The following is a 20,560-nucleotide window of genomic DNA, read 5'->3' on the forward strand; positions in this document are numbered from 1 at the left end:
GCGGGAGGCGAATGGACACGCACGACCTCGTCGGGCTCATCAGCGAGGTCCTGACCCTCGTGGGCTTCGTCGTCGGCGCCGTCCTGTATGTCCTCGGGCTCGCCATCCGCGGAGTCAAGGGCGGGTGGGTCGCGACGGATGGCGTGATCGCCTCCTCGGGATCGCACACGGTCATCCGCTGGTTCGACCGCTCAGGGGACGTGCACGAACGGGCCGCGAACACGCACGAGAGCCACCGGCTCGCCCCCGGCGACGACGTGCCGGTCTGGTACCACTCACGTGACGCATCCCGCGGGGTGACGCACGCCCCGGAATCGGAGGGCAAGGCCCTGCGCCTGACCGGGTTGATCCTGCTCGGCACCGGGCTCGTTTCGGCGGTCCTCGGCGTCGTGTTGATGTTCATCTGAGCCGGTCCGTTCCGGTCCGCCCTGCTCCGCGTCTGTCCGCGCTGGTCCGCGCACGTCCGCGCCGATGCATGCGGGCATGGCGTGTCTCCGCATTCTGCTCTGCGCCCGGCGGCACTTGCCCGGCTCGCCGGTCGGGGGAACACTGAAGGCGTTCAGGCACTATCCGTGCGCTGAGTTCGACATCGTTCAGAGAGGAACGTCATGACCAAGATCCTCATTCTCACCGGCGACGCCGCCGAGACCCTCGAGGTGTTCTACCCCTACCAGCGGCTGCTCGAGGAGGGCTTCGAGGTGCATATCGGCGCGCCGGAGAAGAGGAAGCTCCAGTTCGTCGTGCACGACTTCGTCGACGGGTTCGACACCTACACCGAGAAGCTCGGCCACACCTGGGACGCCGACGTGGCGTTCAAGGACGTCGACCCGGCCGACTACGCGGCGATCGTCGTCCCCGGCGGGCGAGCCCCGGAGTACATCCGCAACGACGAAGACGCGAAGCGGATCGTGCGGCATTTCTTCGAGCGGAACGCTCCCGTGGCCGCGCTTTGCCACGGCCCGATGCTGCTCGCCGCCGCCGGGGTGCTCCACGGCCGCACGAGCTCGGCGTACCCGGCCCTGCAGATCGACGTCGAACTCGGCGGAGGCGTGTTCGAGAACGGCGCGGGCGTCGTCGACGGCAACCTCGTCTCCGGCAGGGCGTGGCCGGACCACCCCAGCTGGATGCGCGAATTCATGAAACTGCTCGCGGCATCCGGTGTCACCCCGGCGGAACCCGCCCTCACGTCGGCCCGCTGAGCCCGGTCAGTCTGCGGGGGCCCGGTCAGTCTGCGGGGGCGGGGTCCGCGGCGGGGGCGAGGTGCTCGGCGAAGAATGCTTCGATCCGGGTCCAGGCGTCGGCGGCGGCCTCCGGGTCGGGGCCGGCGCCGAGGATACGCTGCGTGAGGAAGCGCACGGCGGCGGGTCCCGTGTCAGCATCGTTGAGGAAGGAGTGCCCGGCCGTCGGGTATTCCTTGACGTCGTGCGGCACGCCGGCAGTCTCGAGCGCGCCCTCGAGCCGGGCGGCCGCGCCGACGAGCGAGCGGTCCCTGCCGCCGTAGCTGCCCACGATCGGGCAGGCGCCCTCGAGTGCGGCCTCGAGGTCCTTCGGCAACCGGCCGTAGTTGACGGATGCCGCGGCGAACCCGCGCGTCGCGGCCGCGAGCGCGAAGCCGCCCCCCATGCAGAAGCCGAGCACACCCACCTCACCGGTGCAGTTCGGCCGGGCGATCAGCGCCTGTCGCGCGTTCTCGATGTCGATGAAGGCGCGCCCCTCGCCGGCGGTCAGTGCGCGGAAGGTCGCGACGAGGCATTTTCGGGCGCCGCCCTCCGTGAAGAGGTCGGGCATGAGTGCGAGGTAGCCGGCCGCCGCGAGTCGTTCGACCTGGCGGCGCATCGCGTCGCTGATGCCGAAGGCCTCGTGCACGAGCACCACACCGGGCCAGGGACCGGATCCGGCAGGCACCCCGAGCACCGCGCGGAGTCCGGCGCTTCCGCCGTTCGCGGCCGGAAGTTCGAGGTCGATCAGCAGCGGTGCGGGGTTCTCGGTCATGGCGCCTCCTGGCCTGGGCGTGCTCGGGTTGGACGAACCATATCGCAATGGCTCCGGCGTTCGATTCCGCGAGAGTACGAAAATGGCCCCTCCGGACGACGTGAAGGGGCCCTTTTCGTACTCTCGCGGCGGGAGGGGTGGGTGGGGAATAGGGGTGGACCCGGGCATCCGTCGCCGTGTAGTGTGTGGTCAGACCACAGCGGCTTCGTTCCACAGTCGCCGCCCCAACGACCGACACCACCCCACTGCCGAGGAGGAGCCCGTGACCGTTGACGCCGTGCCCGCGGAGGGCGCACTCCCCGACGAACGCCGGGCCTGGGAACTCGTGCTCGAGTCGATCGAGCGGGACCTGCTCTCCGGGCGGCTGCGACCCGGTGATCGCCTCGCACCCGAACGCGCCCTCGCCGCCTCCCTCGGAGTCGGCCGGTCGAGCGTGCGCGAGGCGCTCCGGGTGCTCGAAGTGCTCGGACTCATCCGCACCGCGACCGGCTCCGGGCCGACCTCCGGGGCGATCATCGTGGCGCTGCCCGGCGGCGGGATGTCGGCGCTGATGCGGCTGCAGGTCGCGGCCCAGGGGTTCCCGGTGGCGGATGTCGTGAAGACCAGACTCGTGCTCGAGGCGGCCGTCGTGACCGAACTCGCCGACGCCGACGGCCCGGCCAGGGTCGGCACCGCGTCCCTGGCCCGCGCGGAACAGGCTCCTCGACGCGATGGACGCCCCGGGCCGGACCGAGGCCGAGTTCCTCGCGCTCGACGCCCAGTTCCACCTCTCCCTCGCCGAGGCGTCCGGGAACCAGGTCATCACCGCGACCATGGCCGGACTCCGCAGCGCGATCGAAGCGTACGCACGCGCGGGCGTTGCCCGGCTCGGGTCGTGGGCGGAGACATCCGCTCGCCTCAGGCTCGAACACCGCGAGATCGTCGCGTGCATTCGCGCGGCCGACCCCGCCGCGGCCCGCCGGACCGTCCAGGCCCACATCGCGGGCTACTACGCCGAGACCCGGCTCACGGCACGACCTGGCGATCCCGACCTCGTCGGGGCACCGCTCCCCGACCTGACCTGACCTGACCTGAACCACCGATCACCCAATCACCCGATCACCCGATCACCCGACCGCCGTAGCTCCCGACCCGCCCTGCCCCCAGCCCAGAACGGAATTCCAGACCATGGTTCAACGACGCATCCCCAAGATCAAAGATCTCGCTCCGCTCATGCAGTTCAAGGTGCCCGAGCTCAACGCGAAGAAGCGCCGGCTCGAAAGCGCCCTCACCATCTACGACCTGCGCGCGATCGCCAAGCGGCGCACTCCGAAGGCGGCGTTCGACTACACCGAGGGCGCAGCCGAGGCAGAGATCTCCCTCGCCCGCGCCCGCCAGGCCTTCGAGGACATCGAGTTCCACCCGGCGATCCTCCGCGACGTCTCGACGGTCTCGACCGGCTGGGACGTACTCGGGGCGCCGGTCGCGCTCCCGTTCGGGATCGCACCGACCGGCTTCACCCGGATGATGCAGACCGAGGGCGAGATCGCCGGCGCGCACGCGGCCGCGAAGGCCGGAATCCCGTTCTCGCTCTCGACGATGGGCACGACCGCGATCGAGGACGTCAAGGCCGCCAACCCGCACGGCCGCAACTGGTTCCAGCTCTACATGTGGAAGGACCGCGACCGCTCGATGGCGCTCGTCGACCGGGCAGCGAAGGCCGGCTTCGACACCCTGCTCGTCACGGTCGACGTGCCCGTTGCCGGAGCGCGCCTCCGCGACAAGCGCAACGGCTTCTCGATCCCCCCCGCAGGCTCACCGTCGGCACGGTGGTCAACGCCCTGCCGCGCCCGGAGTGGTGGATCAATTTCCTCACGACCGAGCCGCTCGCCTTCGCCTCCCTCGACCGCTGGAGCGGCACCGTCGGAGAACTGCTCGACACCATGTTCGACCCGACCGTCACCTTCGAGGACCTCGCCTGGGTCAAGGCACAGTGGCCGGGCAAGGTCGTCGTCAAGGGCGTGCAGAACGTGGCGGATGCCGCCCGGCTGGCCGAAATGGGGATCGACGCGATCATCCTCTCCAACCACGGCGGCCGCCAGCTCGACCGCGCACCGATCCCGTTCCACCTGCTGCCCGAGGTCGCCCGCGAGGTCGGCGGGAACATGGAGGTGCACCTCGACACCGGCATCATGAGCGGCGCGGATGTCGTCGCATCCGTCGCCCTCGGCGCGCGGTTCACCCTGATCGGCCGCGCGTACCTCTACGGGCTGATGGCCGGCGGAGAGGCCGGCGTCGACCGGGCGATCGCCATTCTCTCGGAACAGATCACCCGCACCATGCGCCTGCTCGGCGTGAAGTCGCTCGAGGAGCTCGAGCCGGGGCACGTCACCCAGCTCTCGCGCCTGAGCCGTATCGCCCGGCCGGAGGGGGTGCCCGCGACGGTGTAGCAGGGCCTGAGGCGACGAGTCGCCCTGGGACGCTCAGTTCAGGGGGATGAGATGGCGTGCGAGTGTTGCCGCAATCGCGTCGAGGTCGAGCTCACTTTGCGCGACCGCGATCACGAGCTGGAACGCGTCATCCGTCGACATGACCACACGAAAGCCGTTGAGCCGCAGGAAGGCCAGGGTGAGGATCCACGACAGCCGCTTGTTCCCATCGAACAGGGGGTGATTCTGCGCAAGTGACGACATCAGGGCGGCCGCCTTCAACTCAAGCGTCGCGTAGGCATCTTCGCCGAACATGCCCGCCGATGGCCGGGCGAGCGCAGAGAAGAGTAAGCCCTGATCGCGGATATGAAGTCCGAGATGTGCCACGACGGCCAGGGCTTGCTCAGGTTCGATGTACTCAATCACCACCGAGCGCCCGCGGACTCAGGCGTCTTCGAGCCGGGTCAGCAGATCCGCGTATTCTGCGGTGATCTCGTCAACGCTCGCGAGCACGCGCGCGGTCTTTGATTCCTGCCGTGCGAAACGATCGGCTGCCTCGATGAGCAACGCGTGCTTGGAGGTGTGGCGAAGGCGTGCAAGGGACTCCAGCGCGGAGTCGAGCTCTGGGGGAGTCTCACTGTCATGGCCATGGCGAAATGGTACCACCGTGGTATCACCACGTCGAGAGTGCTCGCATCCGCCGAACCGACCCGCTGGAACGGGTCGACTCGGCGAAAACGGCACACGTCGGCGGCAGGTGGCCGTCGGTGAGCTACGCGGCGGCGAACCCGTCGAGCACGGCCGCGAGCTGGGCGACGGCCCAGTCGAGGTCGGCCTCCGAGACGCAGAGCGGCGGCGCGAGACGGATCGTGGAGCCGTGGGTGTCCTTGGCCAGGACCCCGCGGACCATGAGCGCCTCGCACACGGCGCGGCCGCTCGCCAGAGCAGGATCGATGTCGATTCCGGCCCAGAGCCCGGCGCCGCGGACCGCGACGACCCCGTGTCCGACGAGGCCGTCGAGGGCTTTGTGCAGGTGGGCGCCGAGCTCGCGGGCGCGTTCCTGGTATTCGCCCTCTGCCAGCATCCGCACGACGGCGAGGCCGACGGCGGCGGCGAGCGGATTGCCGCCGAACGTGGAGCCGTGCTCGCCCGGGTGCAGCACGCCGAGGACATCGCGGTTGCCGACGACCGCGGACACCGGAACGATGCCGCCGCCGAGGGCCTTGCCCAGGAGGTACAGGTCGGGAACGACGCCGACGAGGTCGCACGCGAAGGTCGCTCCGGTGCGGCCGAGGCCGGACTGGATCTCGTCGGCGATGAAGAGCACGTTGTGGCGCGTGGTGATCTCGCGCACAGCGGGGAGGTACCCGGCGGGCGGCACGACGATGCCGGCCTCACCCTGGATGGGTTCGAGCAGCACGGCGACCGTGTTCTCGTCGATCGCCGCTTCGAGCGCCGCGGCGTCGCCGAACGGCACGGTGCGGAACCCGGGCGTGAACGGGCCGAAGCCCGCGCGGGCCGACTCGTCGTCGGAGAAGCTGATGATGGTGGTGGTGCGGCCGTGGAAGTTTCCCCCGGCGACGATGATGTTCGCCTGGTCCGCCGCGACGCCCTTTACGCGGTAGCCCCAGGCGCGGGCGACCTTGATTCCGGACTCGACGGCCTCGGCGCCCGTGTTCATCGGGAGCACCATGTCCTTGTGGGCGAGCTCGGCGAGAGCCGTGACGAACGGGCCGAGCTGGTCGTTGTGGAAGGCGCGGCTTGTGAGCGTGATCCGGCCGAGCTGGGCGCGCGCGGCGTCGAGCAGCACGGGGTTCGAGTGGCCGAAGTTGACCGCCGAGTATGCCGCGAGGCAGTCCAGGTAGCGCTTGCCGTCGACATCCGTCACCCAGGCGCCGTCGCCGGTCGCGACGACGACGGGCAGCGGGTGGTAGTTGTGGGCGGCGTGGTCTTCTTCGAGGGCGATGAACGCGGCGGGCGTTGCGGATGCCTCCGCGGAGGCGCCGAGGGCGGCATCCGTCGGCTGGTTGGCGCGGTGCGCGCCCGGTCGGGTGTTCGTGTTGATGCTCATCGGCGCAGGCTCCAGGGTGCAGCACTTGACGCCGCCGCCGCCGAGGAGGAGCTCGGAGAGGTCGACGCCGATCGGGTTGTAGCCGCGTTCGCGGAGCCTGGCGCTCGAAGTCCTTCGCGCGGGCGGCGATGACGACGTTGTAGCCGTCGGAGTAGGAGTTGAGGCCGAGGATCGCGGCGTCCTCCTCGGTGACGATGATCGCGTCGGGGTAGCGTTCGCGAAGCACGGCGAGGCTCGGCCCGTCGAATGCGCTCGGCAGGTAGGCGATGTTGGTGTCGTCGAGCACGGCGATGGCGGTGTCGAGGTGGTAGAAGCTCGGGTTGACGAGGTTGAGCGTGATCACCGGGCGGCCGTAGATCGCCGATACCTCTTCGTGGCTGTTCGAGGCGCTGCGGAACCCGGTGCCGGCGAGGATGACGTCGCCGACGAGCAGGAAGTCGCCTTCGCCCTCGTTGATCTCGACGGGCACCCGCACGTCGAAGTCGTTGGCGCGGAACCAGTCCATGTATGCGGGGCCCTCCGGCTGGCGCTCCGGGTACGTGAACGCTGCGCCGTAGGCGATGTTGTCGATGACGAAACCACCGTTGGCGGCGTAGACCATGTCGGGCAGGCCGTCGATCGGGTCGATCAGGTGCACGTCGAAGCCGAGGCCGACGTAGGTGTCGTAGAGGGTCTGCCACTGGGCGACGGCGAGGCTCGTGTCGGTCGGGATGGCCGGGTCCATCCACGGGTTGATCCGGTAGACGACGGTGAAGTAGTCGGGCTTGCACATCAGCACCGTGCGCTTGACGGCGGTGCGCACCGGGGCTGCGGCTGCGGCCGCGGTCGCTGTCGTCGTGGGGTCGAGATCGATGGTCATGAGGTCTCCTTCGTCTGCGCTCCGTCGGCTCCTGGCGGAATCGGAACGCGGGGTGGGTGGGCGGACCAGGTCACTCATGAGAGCTCTGCGCGGCTGTTCGCCAGTCGACTGACTGTCGAACGGCACCGCACGGAGACGCCGTGCCCATTCTCACACAGCGTGAATCAACGTTGCACGCCAATATGCGCGCATAATCGGCGTGATTGTGACCATTTGCGCAGGAATTCCACGCCGGCGCGCGGAATTCCCCCTAGACTCTCGGAATGGACAACCTCGACCGCGGGATACTCGACCTTCTGAGACAGAATGCCCGGGCCGGGTACGGCGATATCGGATCAGTCGTCGGATTGTCCGCCTCCGCGGTCAAGCGCCGGGTGGACCGGCTGGTCGCCGACGGGATCATCCGCGGCTTCACGATCCAGGTCGACCCCGCCATCGATGGCATGAGCACCGAGGCCTATGTCGAACTCTTCTGCCGGGGCACCGTCGCGCCCGACGAACTCCTGCGCATCCTCTCCGGCGTGCCGGAGGTCGTAGACGCGGGGACTGTCACGGGAAGCGCGGACGCGATCGTGCACATCCGGGCCCGGGACATTCCCGGGCTCGAGGCGGCACTCGAGAAGGTGCGCCTCGCACCCAACGTCGACCACACCCGCAGTGCGATCGTGCTCTCCCGGCTCATCCACCGCGCGGCCGAGTAGCCGCACCGCGGCATCCGCTGCCCGTCGCCCGTCGCCCGTCGCCCGTACAACCCTCACCGCTGCCCGCGAGAGTACGTTTTTGGCCCTTAAGCGAGCAGTTTAGGGGCCAAAAGTGCGCTCTCGCGGGAAGAGCGAGCGGTCTTTGTCGGTCGTGACTAGGTCGGGATCGTGGCGGGCTTCATCCGGATCGGCGCGAGGAACTGGATCAAGGTGATTGCGGTGATCGCCCCCGCGCAGAGGATGCCGGCGAGCACGACGATCTGGAAGCGTCCGGCCTCGAGCGGCGAGGCCCCGCCGAAGATGGCTCCGACGAACGCCCCGGGCAGGGTGACGAGTCCCGTGGTCTTGGTCTGGTCGGTCGTCGGGATGATCGCGAAATACACGGCGCGTCGCGCCAGGTCGAGCGTCGACTGCCGCGGGGTAGCCCCGAGCGCCATCCAGCCCTCGACCTCGTCCCAGTGGTCGGTGACCGCCTCGCCGAAACGCCGGCCGGTGAGGGTCGCGATCGACATCGCATTGCCGATGATGATGCCGCCGTAGGAGAGCACATACCGCGGAGAGAATTCGATCGCGCCGACCGAGAAGACGACGATGAGCGTCGCAAGGATGCCGATCCCCATGGCGACGGCGATCCAGCCGAAGTGTTGCCGGGTGGCTCCGAGTCGACGGTTGACCGTGCTCACCGCGGCGATGAACATCACGCTGAGGCCGACTCCGACCCAGAGCGGGTCGGAGATGATGCCGCTCAGGATGAGGCTGATTGCTGCGAGCTGGAGCGTGCCCCGCAGAATGGCGAGTGCCGGGGCGTACGGGCGCGGCACGTGGAAGCCGCGGAGCAGGGCGGTCACGACCGCGATCAGCAGCAGCACCCCGACGAGGCTGGGCAGGAGTCCGGCCAGTTCGGCGGGGAGGTCGGCGGGCCAGGTCACCTTTCGAGCCTAGCGAGCCTGGCGAGCCGCCTTGTTCGGGGCCGCTCCTGGGCGGGGACTGTCCCCGCTCCGTGAAAGGTCAATGAGCGAGAAAGCCGGTGGACGGGATGTGGTCTCTCCCGACACCGAATGGATAAGACCGGGATTGAGAGGTCACGGAGTCGGCGTGGCAGGAGTGAGGGCAGTGCGGGCGGCCTCGATCCGGCGCAGGCGGGTCTCCGGAGTCTTCGCACTCTCGATCGCGAGCACGTGAGCTCGCTGGTTGCTGTAGGACAGCGCCGTGAAGGCGGCCCGGACATCCGGTTGCTCGTCAAGTGCGGCCGCGAAGTCTGCGGGCACCTCGACCACCCGCGGTTCGGTGTCGAGCTCGACGTCGACCTCGATCTCGTCGCCCGCGGCGACGCCGGCCTGCTCGCGGTTCTCGGCGCTCAGCGCGATCATGTACGCGCCACGGTACGGGGCGACGGGGAGCCTGCGGTAGGTGTGGCCGCCGATCGTGACCGTGATGGCGTGGCGCTTGCCGGGACCGAGGCCCACGACGACCTCCTCGGGAACGCGGATGCCCGTTGCCGATTTACCGGAAAGCTCGAGGACTGTGGTGAATCTCATGGGACCGAGTATGCCGCAGCGAGCGGTTTCGCGCACGGGTTCCGGCAGGCTAGCTTGGTACATAACCAACACAAAGAAAGCCGGGTGCGGGCATCATGAAGCTCACCGTCGACGAACACTCCCCCACGCCGCCGTTCGAGCAGCTTCGGCTCCAGGTGCTCGAGGCCGTTCGAACCGGTGCCGTGGCTCCCGGGGACAAGCTGCCGACCGTACGCCGGCTCGCCGACGAACTCGGACTCGCCCCGAACACCGTGGCCAGGGCCTATCGCGAGCTCGAGCAGGGCGAAGTCATCGAGACCCGCGGCAGGTTGGGATCCTTCATCGCCGCGACAGGCGACCCGACCCGGCGCCAGGCGCAACGCGCGGCCGCTGAATTCGCCGAGCGGATGCGCGCGCTCGGCCTCGCCACGGACGACGCGCTCGCGCTCGTCTCGGCCGCGCTCGGCATCCGCCCCTAGGTTCGTCGCCTTCCCGACCCCGATCGCGGCCGGCGAGAGTCGCCGAATCCGCCGAGCTTGCCCAGCGCGCCGGCGATTGTGGGCGCGTACGGCGACGGTCGGCTGCGAACTACACCTGCAGGTAGGAGGCGCCGAGGCGGCGGAATCCCTCGTCGAGGGTGACCTGCGGGGCCCAGCGCAGGTCGGCGCGCGTACGACGCTGGTCGAACCAGTGCGCGGTCGAGAGCTGTTCGGCGAGGAAGCGGGTCATCGGGGGTTCGTCGGCTCCGGGACGCACTCGCCATGCGGCCTCGATGGCGGTGCCGCCTGCGCGTGCGAGGGCGGCGGGAACCGACCAGGCCGGCGGGCGCACGCCGGCCGCCCGGCACATCCCGGCGAGCAGCTCGGCGACCGGTCGGGGCTCGCCGTTGGTGATGACGTAGGCGTTGCCGTGCACGTCTCGCGCCCGGTCGAGGGCGGCGCTGATCGCCGTGGCGGCGTTGTCCACGTAGGTCGTGTCGATGAGGGCTGCGCCGTGTCCGAGCAGGGGAAGCCGCCCCGCCCGCGCCCGGTCGACGATCCGGGCCACCAGCTGGGTGTCCCCGGGGCCCCAGACCAGGTGCGGCCTCACGGCCACGACGCGCATGAGCGGAGAGTCGGCGTCGAGCGCGAGCAGTTCCGCCCTGGCCTTGGTGCGGGCATAGTCGCCGCGGGCGCGGGCCGGATCTGCCGGGCCGGCGTCGCTGCCGACGATGGATGCCCCGGAGTGGGCGACCGAGGGAGAGGAGACGAACACGAAGCGCGAGACCCCGGCATCCGCTGCAGCGCCGAGCAATGAGCGGGTGCCCCCGACGTTCACCGCCTCGAAGTCGCGCGGGTCGCCGGCGAGCGACACCTTCGCGGCGAGGTGCACGACAGCATCCATGCCGACGACGGCATGCGTCACGTCCGCCGCGGATGTCACCGAACCCAGCAGGTCCCGTGCCCCGGCCACGCCGGACGGCCGCCGCTGGAAGCAGCTCACCTCGTGCCCGGCCGCGACGAGCTCAGCGGCGACCGACCGACCGAGGAAACCGCTCGCACCGGTGACGAGAACCCGCAGCGGAGTCACGGTCGCGTCATCCGCCCACCGGAAAGGACGCCGCCCGCCCAGCGGGCGAGCCGACTGCGGTCGATCTTGGAATTGTGCCGGATGTCGGTCGGCAGGTTCGGGACGACGAGCACGGCCGCGATCGGAGCCGCGGACGCGAGCCGGACCGCCGCGGCGAGCTCGCTCGACGCGAGGCGGACCCGGCGTGCGGCCGGCGTGGTTTCGACGACGGCGACGAGCTGTTGCGTGCCCACCGGCCCGACTCCGACGACGGCGGCCCGGGCAACGCCGGCGTGGCCCTGCGCCGGGCGGCCACGGGTGTCGCCGGTGACCGCGTCCCTGGGCGTGGCCCGAATGCGTTCGATGGCTTGCTCAGGGCCGACCGGAGTGACCACTCCGGCGTTCGTGACGATGACGTGGGGCAGCCGGCCCTCGACCCAGAGCCGGCCGTCGGCGTCGAGGTGACCGACGTCGCCGGTGCGGTGCCAGCGTTCGCCCGCGATCGCGCCGCGCCGGGCGGCCCGGTCGGTGAGCCAGAGCCGGTCATAGTGGTCTTCGACGTGGGGCGCTGAGACGACGATCTCACCGGTGACGCCGATCGCCTCGGACAGCGCGCCCGTCGCGGCACCCCGATCGTCGAGCGCGCTGATCCGGATCCTCGTGGTCCCGGTCGGGCATCCCACGCAGACCCCGCCCGGGGTTGCCGCGGTCTCGACGTCGGTGTCCGGCTGACCGGTTTCGCTCAGACGGTTCGCGGCATCCGTCAAGGCCCGTGACGGGGCGCGGTGAAGTTCTCCCGACGCGGCCCGGATGCCCTCGAGGGTGATGTCCGTCATCAGGAGGCCCTCCGTCATGCCGTACGGGGTATGGGCCGTCGCGCCCGGCATCAGCCGTGCGGCGGCCGCGAGGAGCGGCTCGGCGACCGGCGCACCGGCGGACAGGAAACTGCGCACCCCGGCGAGGGACGCCCAGTCCGCAGGAGCGAGGTCTCCCGCGGTCGCGACGACGTTCGTGAGGGCTGCGGGCGACAGGAACACGACGGAGGCGTCGATCGCGGCGACGGCGGCGGCGACGGCGGTCGCGGTGAGCGTCTTGGGCGAGGTCACGTCCATGTCGGGGGTCACCGAGCGTGCACCGAGGGCGGGGCCGAGGAGGGCGAACGGTGCGAAACCGGCGACGAGGCCCGTCCCCGGGCCGACGCCGTATTGGGCGCGGAGGGCCTGGCTGACCGCGGCGAGCTGGCCGTTCGTGTAGACGACGCCCTTGGCCGGCCCTGTCGAACCGGAGGTGAAGAGCACCGCCGCCGTGTCGGTCGCGGTGGGCTCGGGCGGCAGCCCTTCCTCCGCGCCGAGCGACTCGAGCTCGGCGAGGGTGAAGGAGACGTCGAGGAGCCGGGCAAGCGGCCTGGCGAGGGTGACCGCGGAGATCTTCTGTCCCGGCCAGCCGAGGGCCCGGGCAGCGAACAGCCCGGGCGTCGCTCCGATGACATGGTCTGGTCGCGCGCCGCGGACGGCCCGGGTCAGGCCACGCAGGCCGAGGCCGGCATCCGCGACCACGACGACGGCGCCGATCCGCACGCACGCGTAGAGCACGGCCGTGAGGTCGGCGCCCGGGGGAACGAGCAGCGAGACCCGGTCGCCGCTACGGACGCCGATCTGGTAGAGCCCGGCGGCCAGCCGGCGCACGCGGGTGGACAGCTCGCGCCAACTGACGGTGACCGGAGCGGCGCCGCGACCCGGCGCCATGTCGACGAGGGCGATGTCGTCGCTCTCCCGGAATTCGTCGAGATAGTGCCAGAGCGGCTGGTATCCGCCGCCCCCGAGTCCAGGCGCGGTTGCCCGGTCCGAGGTGTCCTTTTCGGGCACCGGAGTGGACGGGGCCGCGACCGGGCCGCGGTCCGCGAGCCAGGTCAGTGCCGCCGCGGCGTAGTCGACGTCCTCGGCGACCAGGTGCCCTGCGCCCTCGAAGCGGTGCACGTCGGCGCCGGGGAGCCGGTCGAGGAGGTCGTCGAGGTAGCGGTCGCTGAAGATCGGGTCGGTGGGACCCCAGAGCAGCAGGGCCGGCACGTCGAGGTCACGGATTCCCGAGGCGATGCGGTCGAGTTCCGGAGTGCTGGCGGATCCGGGACCGACCGGGATGTCGGCGACGAACGCACCGATCCCCCCGCGCCGGGCCGCGCCGCGGTACGGCGCCCGGTAGGCGCGCTTGACAGCGGCGGACAGCGGCGGGTGCGCGAGCGCGAGCGTCGTGTCGAGGAATGCGGACGTTGTGACGGTCGCAGTACCGAGCACGCCGCCCTGAAGTGCCAGCCGCAGGGGCGCTGGGATCGCGGCGTCTTCCGGCTGGTGCACCGCGGTGTTCAGCAGCAGCACGCCCGCGAGCAGGTCCGGATGGTCGATCGCCCAGCCGAGGGAGACGACTCCGCCCCAGTCATGGCCGAAGGTGACGACCGGCCCGGCCAGGCCGAGCGCCTCCGTGAGGTCGCCCAGGTCTGCGACCCTGCGCGCGAGCGGGCGCACCGTCCCGGTGCGCTCGGAGAAGCCCATCTCGAGCTGGTCGACGGCGATCACACGCCAGGCCTCTTCGCCACGCGTGGCGGCATCCGTTGCCTGCGTCACGAGCGAGCGCCACAGGTACGACCAGGTCGGGTTGCCGTGCACGCACAGCACCGTGCCGACCGGGGTGATGCCGTGGGATGCGAGCAGGGGTCCGTTGTCGAGCAGGTGCCAGGTGCGGATGCCGGCGCCCGGCTCCTCGGCCTCGACGAGTCTCGAGAGAGCTGGGTCGAGCCCCGGCAGCCCCTCGGGCGGCAGTGAGGCCGGCGCGGGTGTCGCCGCGGCGCGCGGCAGGCGGTACTGGTGCTGTTGCCGGGGGTGCGTCATGGTGCGGCCGGTCACCAGGCCAGTTCCATCATGGCGGTGTTGAGGCCGGAGCCGACCCCCATGAGCAGCACCCGGTCGCCCCGGTGCAGGGTCTTCGCCTCTTCGGCGAGGGTGATCGGGATCGACGCGGGCCCGACATTGCCGAACAGCGGGTAGGTGAGGGGCACGCGCGCCCGATCGAGCCCGGTGGCCTTCACGATCGCGTTGGTGTGCACGTCCGAGACCTGGTGCAGGATGTAGCGGTCCATGCTCGACCAGTTCCAGTCGCGCTTGGCCTCCGTCCAGGCCGAGACGACGAGTTCCATGCCGCCCTTGAGCAGCGCCTTGGCGTCGGTGAACATGCCGTCGACGCTGCCGACGCAGAGCCCGTTGAACTGGGTCGCGGCGCGCGTGACGCCGCCGAGCATGCGATGGCCTTCCGGATGCCGGTCCGCACGTCCGAGGACGGCCGCCGCCCGCCCTGACCCGAGGGTCAGGCTGGCGAACTCGCTCATGAAGTCCTTGCGGCCGATGTCTGGCCGTCCGAGCCGGTCGATCGTGTTGGCCTGGATCTCGTCGGCGTCTTCGCCGTCGATCACCACGGCGTAGTCGACCTGGCCGGAGTCGATCAGCTGGGCGGCAAGGGTCATCCCGTTCACGAAGCCGAGGCACGCATTCGCGATGTCGAAGTTGGTGGCCGACGACGGCAGACCGAGGCCGTGATGGATGCGCACGGCGACGGAGGGTTCGAGGTGCTTGCGCGTGACCGAGGTGTTGATCAGGAGACCGACCTGGCCCGGCTCGACCCCGGCCTCGCTCAGGGCGCGCTTGCCCGCTGACACGGCCGCGTCGTCGAAGGCGAGGTCGCTGCCCCAGTTGCGGCGTTCGTAGACGCCGGCGACGCGCTGGAGCAACCCGCTCGGAAGACGCAGGCGCTTCAGGGCCGGCTGCAGGCGACGGTCGATCTCGATCGAGGTCGTGACGATCGGCGCGAGGGTGCTCGCTACCGCCAAGAGCGCGACGTTGGTGTGCGACGTCGTTGCGTTTCCGTCCAAGTGCTGATCCCCTGTCGAGTTATGGCGCCGTTGGCACGCCACGGTCCCCGGTATTATCCCCCACTCAACTGATCGTTCCTCGTACGCGCGCTGTGTGCCGCGCTCCCCTGACCGCCCGCCCAATCCGCGAGAGCGGAGTTTTGGCCCTTAACGCCGTGGTTTAAAGGGCCAAATCTCCGCTCTCGCGGGGTGTGAAATGAGCGCGCGGGGCGCGCGGGCGGGGCGGGGCGGGGCGGGGCGGTCAGATGATGCCGACGGAGAGGGTGCTCGGGTTGCCGAAGCGGTGCGCCGTGATCGAGATCGCCTGCTCCCTGAGGAACGGAAGCAGCTCGACCCGGCCTGCCTGCGTGACCGGGTGGGCGTAGACGGCCACGTCGGGGCTGCCGCGGAGGGCGTGCGCGAGTTGGGCAGCGGCATCCGTCGCCCCGGTCAGCGGGCCGCCGCCGATGAGCCGCACCCGGCTCGTCGTGATGCCGCCTGCCGCGGCGCGGGCGAGCCATTCGGCGTCGCTCTCGACCGTGACCTGGATCTCACGCTCCGCGAGGGCGACCCGCACGATCGGCGGCATCGGCACCGCGCTCGACACCGAGAAACGCGACTTCGACAGGGTCGCTGCGATGAGCACCCGCAACAGGTTCGACAGGGTCCCGTCCTCGGCGAGGCGCACCGTGACGGGCAACGCCCGGTAACGGAACAGGTTGCGTTCGACGCCGAGCTCGGAGACGTCCTTGACCATCGCGAATTCCTCACGCCAGGCGAGCGCGTCGCTGAGGGCCGAGCGGCGCAGCACGTCGAAGTCGGCATAGTCGAGCACAGCCTGCGAGCCCTCGATGAGCTGGGTGACCCTCGGTTCGAGGCCGCGCAGGTGCAGGGTCGAACTGTTCCTGCCCGGGTTGGTCACCCAGCTGCCGAGGCCGTAGAGGTAGTTCGGGCCGCCGGCCTTCGTGCCTGCTCCCACCGAGGACCGCTTCCAGCCGCCGAACGGCTGGCGCTGCACGATCGCCCCCGTGATCCCCCGGTTGACGTACAGGTTGCCCGCCTCGATCGTCTCGAGCCAGGTCGCGAGCTCCTCGGGGTCGAGCGAGTGCAGGCCGGAGGTGAGCCCGTAGTCGACCGCGTTCTGAAAGCGGATGGCTTCCTCGAGGGTGCGCGCATGCATCACTCCCAGGACGGGCCCGAAGAACTCGGTGAGGTGGAAGTAGGAACCGGGGGCGACGCCGGTGCGGATGCCCGGCGACCAGAGCGCGCCGTCCTCGTCGAGCTTTTTCGGTTCGACGAGCCAGCTCTCGCCGACGCCGAGCTCGGTGAGGGCGTGCAGGAGCTTGCCGTTCGCCGGTTCGATGAGCGGGCCCATCTGGGTGACCGGGTCGGAGGGGCGACCGACCCGCAGGCTGGTCGCGGCGTCGACGAGCTGGCCGAGGAAGCGCTCGGACCGCGCGACGGAACCGACAAGGATGACGAGACTCGCTGCCGAGCACTTCTGGCCGGCGTGCCCGAAGGCGCTCTTGACGACGTCGGCGGCCGCGAGGTCGAGGTCGGCGGACGGTGTCACAATGATCGCGTTCTTGCCGCTCGTCTCCGCGAGCAGGGGCAGGTCCTCGCGGAAGCTCCGGAACAGCTGCGCGGTCTCGTACGCTCCGGTGAGGATGACCCGGTCGACCGAGGGGTGCCCGATCAGCCGGGTGCCGAGCTCCCGGTCGGCGAGGTCGACGAGTGCGAGCAGGTCGCGGGGCACCCCGGCCTCCCAGAGCGCCTCGACCATGACCGCGCCGGAGCGCTGGGCGAGCTTCGCGGGCTTGACGATGACGCCGGAGCCTGCCGCGAGCGCGGCGAGCACCCCTCCTGCGGAGATCGCGACGGGGAAATTCCACGGCGGCGTCACGACGGTGAGGCGGGGAGGCACGAAGATGGCGCCCTGCACGGCGTCGAGGTCGCGGGCGCGTTCGGCGTAGTAATGCGCGAAGTCGATGGCCTCGCTCACCTCGGGGTCGCCCTCGGCGATGGTCTTTCCGGTCTCGGCGGCCATCACCTCGATCAGGCGGTCGCGGTTCGCGGCGAGCGCGAGCCCGGCCCGGTGCAGGATCGCGGCCCGCTCCCCGCCGGGGCGCTGGCCCCACTCGTCGCCGCTCGCGGTGACGGTGTCGATGATGGCGTCGAGCTGCTCCTCGGTGTCGACACGGGCGGCGAGGATCGTGTCGATGCCGAGGCGGGACCCCTCGACCTGGGCGAGGATCCGGCGCCCCCACGCCCGGTTCGCGGGCAGGGCAGGGTCGGTGTCCGGTTCGTTGTGGAACCGGCGGATGCCGGCGGCCGCGTTCCCCGGCCCCGCGTGGGTCAGCAGTGCGGCCGTGTCGCTGAGCGAGCCGCGGGTGAAGCCGAGCACGGCATTGGTGAGGCCGAGGTCGTCGTCGGTGTGCTGGGCAGCGTCGGCCGCCGACTCGGTCGCCTCGAGCTGGGTGACCGCAGACCGGTCCTGGGTGCGGTTCGGCGCGGGCACGAACGCCTCTGGGCCGACCGAGGTTTCGAGGGACCGGAGCGAGGCGAGGAAGCGCTCCTTCTCCCGTTCGAAGAGCGGGGGCGAGGTCGTGAGCTCGAACACGGCGGACATGAAGTTGTCCTGGCTCGCGTTCTCCTCGAGGCGGCGGATCAGGTAGCTGATCGCCACGTCGAACTCGGCCGGGTTGACGACGGGCGTGTAGAGCAGCAGCCTGCCGACGTCCCGGCTCACGGCCTCGGCCTGGCTCGTGGCCATGCCGAGCAGCATCTCGAACTCGACCCGGTCGTCGACGCCGCGCCGCTTGGCGAGGAGGTGGGCCCACGCCACGTCGAAGAGGTTGTGCCCGGCGACGCCGATGCGGACGGCATCCGTGTTCTGCGGGGTCAACGCCCAGTTGAGCACTCGCTTGTAGTTCGTGTCGGCGTCCTGCTTGGTGCCGTAGGTCGCGAGCGGCCAGTCGTGCACGATCGCGTCGACGTGCTCCATGGCGAGGTTGGCGCCCTTGACGACGCGCACCTTGATCGGGGCTCCCCGGCCGCGCGCCGGCCCTGCGCCCAGTGGGTCAAGCCCTGCAAGGCGCCGAGCGCGTCAGGCAGGTAGGCCTGCAGCACGATGCCGGCCTCGAGACCGAGCAACCGGGGCTGGTCCAGGATGCGTTCAGAAGACCGCGATCGTGAGATCGAGATCGCGGTACTCCTCCATGTCGAGGTTGATGAATTTCGGCACAGCGGATGCCGCGGCGAGCTCGTAGAGCGGCGTCAGCCTCTCGACGACCCGCGTCACGGCCTCGTCGAACGACCACATCGAGAGCTGGCTCGCGATCGACGACACCTTGATCGAGACGTAGTCGACGTCGGGGCGGGCGAGCAGTTCCCTGGTGCCCTCGAGCCGGCGCATGGCCTCCTTCTCGCCGAGCACGGCCTCGCCGAGCAGGTTGATGTTGAGCCGGTTGCCGGATGCGCGCAGGCTCGCGATCGCGGGACCGAGCTTGTCCGGCGTCGCGTCGACGACGAGGTGCCCGACCATCTGCCGCAGCACTTTGCGTGCGGCCGGGATGACGACCCACGGCAGCACGGGGCCGAGCACGCCGCCGAGGCCGATGGCGCCGCGCAGGTACCCGGGCAGGAAGCCTGGGGCCTTCTTCGCGACGGCCTGCAGGTTGTACCCGGCGACCATGAGGTCCTGGGGGCGCATGACGCCGTCGACGAAGCCGACCGTGAAGTCGAGTCCGTTCGGGTCCTTGAGCACGCCGGCGAGGCGTTCGGCCGAGACATCCGCAGGAATGGCGGTGCTCTCCGCGAGCCACTTCCTGACGAGCGTGACAACCTCCGCGCTCTGGGCCTGGTGCACGACGGACGGTGAGTTGCTCATGGTCATGAGGGTAGTCTTTCGCTCGCGCAACGGCCGGGAGCCGTTCCGGGGGGACGGAATCTGAGTCCAGTGTCCCGGGAACTTCCGATAAGCAAAAGCGACCGTTAGTGCAGAGTATTGGTTAGTATTTGTGTGCAATGGGGCCGAGTGGAAGGTACACGCGATGCTGGACGTGCGGAGGTTGCGCCTGCTGCGTGAACTGAAGATCCGCGGGACCCTCGCCGGGGTTGCCGAGGCGCTCTCGTACAGCCCCTCCGCGGTGTCCCAGCAACTCGCCCTGCTCGAGAAAGAGGCGGGGGTCGAGCTCCTGCACAAGGTCGGTCGCCGCGTTCAGCTCACCGCGCAGGCCGAGATCCTCGTCGAGCACACCGCCCACCTGCTCGAACGGCTCGAGATCGCCGAGGCCGAGATGATGGCCTCGCTCACGACCGTCTCCGGCACCGTGCGGGTGGCGGTCTTCCAGTCCGCGTCGCACGCCGTGATCCCGCGGGCACTGACCCTCCTCACCGCCGAATTCCCCCGGCTGCGTGTCGAAGTGACCGAGCGCGAGCCGGAGCGCGGCCTCTTCGAAGTGAGCGCCAGGGACTTCGACCTCGTCCTCGCCGAGCAGTACCCGGGGCACGGTCGGGCGCACCGGGCGGACCTCGACCGGGTGCACCTGGCCACGGATGCACTGCGGCTCGCGCTGCCGCCCGCGAGCGCCGGTGTCGGCGTGGGCGCAGATGGGGCCGCGAGCGCAGCAGGGACGCTCGCCGGCATGGCCGGGCTGCCGTGGGTCATGGAACCGCACGGGACCGTCTCCCGGTCGTGGGCGAGCCAGCTCTGCCGCGAAGCCGGGTTCGAACCGGACGTCCGGTTCGAGACCGCGGACCTGATCGCGCACATCCGCCTGATCGAATCGGGGAACGCCGTCGGCATCCTGCCGGACCTGGTCTGGGCGGGTGCCGTCCCCACGGTGCGCCTCGTCGACCTGCCCGGCGACCCGCGCCGCACCCTCTTCTCGGCCGCGCGCCGCTCGAGCACGAGGCGCCCGGGCGTCGTCGCCGTGCGCGACGCGCTCGCCCGCGCGGTCGCGCCTTGACGGGGGTCACGGGCTGGCCTTGAATAACAAGCAGAGCACGCCCGCGACCGCGTGCGGTTATGGAGTCCCCGTGGTCACCCGCCTCTCCCGCCGCATTCTCGTGGCCGCCGCGGCGGCCAGCGTCGCCGTCGCGCTCTCCGGGTGCGGGGCATCCGCCGAAAGCGCCGCGACCGGAGTCTGGGGCGACCCTGACGCCCCACGGATGCCGAGCCTCGAACTCCACGAGGACCGTTCGCTCTCCGGCACCGACGGCTGCAACCGGCTCGTCGGCACCTGGAAGATGAGCGGTGACCGGATCGAATTCGGGCCCATCGCCTCGACCCTGATGGCCTGCGAGGGTGTCGACACCTGGCTGGGAGCCGCGACGACCGCGACCATCGACGGCTCAACGATGACGCTCACGGACCAGGGCGGGAAAGAGATCGGCACCCTCGAGCGCCAGCCGGCGAGCAGCCCGAACTGACCCGCAGCGCCCGAGGGGAGCAACACCGGGCAGTACCACCGGGGAGCAACACCGGTGAACGGGCGACCCCGAGCCATTGAGCGCTTTCCCTTCTCAATCGCATCGCCGTCAGTTGTTTTACTTCTGCACGGGCCTC

The 20,560-nt window shown here is 70.5% G+C and carries 16 protein-coding genes and 4 pseudogenes; 8 read left to right on the plus strand and 12 right to left on the minus strand.

Annotated features, from left to right (window positions below; genetic code table 11):
- Positions 1-11: 11 nt before the first annotated feature.
- Both KIV56_RS10790 and KIV56_RS10795 read left to right on the plus strand, forming a co-directional pair.
- Positions 12-407, plus strand: a complete 396-nt coding sequence (locus tag KIV56_RS10790) for a sortase (protein WP_281533454.1) — start codon at positions 12-14, stop codon at positions 405-407.
- A 201-nt stretch (positions 408-608) separates the two neighbouring features.
- Complete coding sequence (locus KIV56_RS10795; RefSeq protein ID WP_281533455.1) at positions 609-1,199, plus strand: DJ-1/PfpI family protein; 591 nt, start codon at positions 609-611, stop codon at positions 1,197-1,199.
- 25 nt (positions 1,200-1,224) lie between these two features.
- On the opposite strand, the gene KIV56_RS10800 is transcribed toward KIV56_RS10795, so the two are convergent.
- Positions 1,225-1,992, minus strand: a complete 768-nt coding sequence (locus tag KIV56_RS10800; protein ID WP_281533456.1) for a dienelactone hydrolase family protein — start codon at positions 1,990-1,992, stop codon at positions 1,225-1,227.
- 262 nt (positions 1,993-2,254) lie between these two features.
- Here KIV56_RS10800 and KIV56_RS20420 point away from each other — a divergent pair, with 262 nt between their 5' ends.
- Positions 2,255-3,061, plus strand: a complete 807-nt coding sequence (locus tag KIV56_RS20420) for a FadR/GntR family transcriptional regulator (protein ID WP_432432547.1) — start codon at positions 2,255-2,257, stop codon at positions 3,059-3,061.
- Positions 3,062-3,159: 98 nt separating this feature from the next.
- Positions 3,160-4,421: pseudogene (locus tag KIV56_RS10815) on the plus strand (alpha-hydroxy acid oxidase).
- 33 nt (positions 4,422-4,454) lie between these two features.
- Here the strand turns inward: KIV56_RS10815 and KIV56_RS10820 are convergent.
- The 4 genes and pseudogenes from KIV56_RS10820 to ddaH all read right to left on the minus strand — a co-directional run.
- Complete coding sequence (locus KIV56_RS10820; RefSeq protein ID WP_281533458.1) at positions 4,455-4,829, minus strand: type II toxin-antitoxin system death-on-curing family toxin; 375 nt, start codon at positions 4,827-4,829, stop codon at positions 4,455-4,457.
- 15 nt (positions 4,830-4,844) lie between these two features.
- The gene (locus tag KIV56_RS10825) at positions 4,845-4,967 is read right to left on the minus strand and encodes a hypothetical protein (protein ID WP_281533459.1); all 123 of its coding nucleotides are present in this window, start codon (positions 4,965-4,967) and stop codon (positions 4,845-4,847) included.
- A gap of 205 nt (positions 4,968-5,172) precedes the next feature.
- On the minus strand, positions 5,173-6,471 hold the full coding sequence (gene rocD / locus KIV56_RS10830) for an ornithine--oxo-acid transaminase (RefSeq protein WP_432432636.1): 1,299 nt from the start codon (positions 6,469-6,471) through the stop codon (positions 5,173-5,175).
- Positions 6,472-6,480: 9 nt separating this feature from the next.
- Positions 6,481-7,330: pseudogene (gene ddaH / locus KIV56_RS10835) on the minus strand (dimethylargininase); the annotation flags it as partial.
- A gap of 263 nt (positions 7,331-7,593) precedes the next feature.
- Between ddaH and KIV56_RS10840 the strand changes: the two are divergent.
- Positions 7,594-8,031 carry an Lrp/AsnC family transcriptional regulator gene (locus KIV56_RS10840; RefSeq protein ID WP_134449176.1) on the plus strand — a complete coding sequence of 146 codons (438 nt, stop codon included), beginning with the start codon at positions 7,594-7,596 and terminating at the stop codon, positions 8,029-8,031.
- Between the two features lie 155 nt (positions 8,032-8,186).
- Here KIV56_RS10840 and KIV56_RS10845 read toward each other — a convergent pair whose 3' ends face one another.
- Complete coding sequence (locus tag KIV56_RS10845; protein ID WP_281533460.1) at positions 8,187-8,960, minus strand: ABC transporter permease; 774 nt, start codon at positions 8,958-8,960, stop codon at positions 8,187-8,189.
- A gap of 153 nt (positions 8,961-9,113) precedes the next feature.
- Positions 9,114-9,569, minus strand: a complete 456-nt coding sequence (locus KIV56_RS10850) for a YdeI/OmpD-associated family protein (RefSeq protein WP_281533461.1) — start codon at positions 9,567-9,569, stop codon at positions 9,114-9,116.
- A 95-nt stretch (positions 9,570-9,664) separates the two neighbouring features.
- Between KIV56_RS10850 and KIV56_RS10855 the strand changes: the two genes are divergently transcribed.
- Positions 9,665-10,027, plus strand: a complete 363-nt coding sequence (locus KIV56_RS10855; RefSeq protein ID WP_281533462.1) for a GntR family transcriptional regulator — start codon at positions 9,665-9,667, stop codon at positions 10,025-10,027.
- Between the two features lie 109 nt (positions 10,028-10,136).
- Here the strand turns inward: KIV56_RS10855 and KIV56_RS10860 are convergent, their stop codons facing one another.
- The 5 genes and pseudogenes from KIV56_RS10860 to KIV56_RS10880 form a co-directional block, all read right to left on the minus strand.
- A complete protein-coding gene (locus KIV56_RS10860; protein ID WP_281536129.1) occupies positions 10,137-11,108 on the minus strand; it encodes an NAD-dependent epimerase/dehydratase family protein in 972 nt (323 codons plus the stop codon).
- A gap of 5 nt (positions 11,109-11,113) precedes the next feature.
- Positions 11,114-13,978, minus strand: a complete 2,865-nt coding sequence (locus KIV56_RS10865; protein WP_281536130.1) for an alpha/beta fold hydrolase — start codon at positions 13,976-13,978, stop codon at positions 11,114-11,116.
- 11 nt (positions 13,979-13,989) lie between these two features.
- Positions 13,990-15,012 (minus strand): 3-oxoacyl-ACP synthase III, encoded by a 1,023-nt coding sequence (locus tag KIV56_RS10870; protein WP_281533463.1) that lies wholly within the window; start codon positions 15,010-15,012, stop codon positions 13,990-13,992.
- Between the two features lie 241 nt (positions 15,013-15,253).
- Positions 15,254-17,323: pseudogene (locus KIV56_RS10875) on the minus strand (aldehyde dehydrogenase family protein); the annotation flags it as partial.
- A gap of 351 nt (positions 17,324-17,674) precedes the next feature.
- Positions 17,675-18,886 (minus strand): annotated as a pseudogene (locus tag KIV56_RS10880) (proline dehydrogenase family protein); the annotation flags it as partial.
- A gap of 157 nt (positions 18,887-19,043) precedes the next feature.
- Between KIV56_RS10880 and KIV56_RS10885 the strand changes: the two are divergent.
- Both KIV56_RS10885 and KIV56_RS10890 read left to right on the plus strand, forming a co-directional pair.
- Positions 19,044-19,961 (plus strand): LysR family transcriptional regulator, encoded by a 918-nt coding sequence (locus tag KIV56_RS10885; protein ID WP_281533464.1) that lies wholly within the window; start codon positions 19,044-19,046, stop codon positions 19,959-19,961.
- Between the two features lie 70 nt (positions 19,962-20,031).
- Positions 20,032-20,424, plus strand: coding sequence for an META domain-containing protein (locus KIV56_RS10890; protein WP_281533465.1), 393 nt, complete (start codon positions 20,032-20,034; stop codon positions 20,422-20,424).
- Positions 20,425-20,560: the final 136 nt, after the last annotated feature.

Origin of the sequence: Cryobacterium breve (assembly GCF_027594785.1) — a bacterium.
Lineage (GTDB): Bacteria > Actinomycetota > Actinomycetes > Actinomycetales > Microbacteriaceae > Cryobacterium > Cryobacterium breve_A.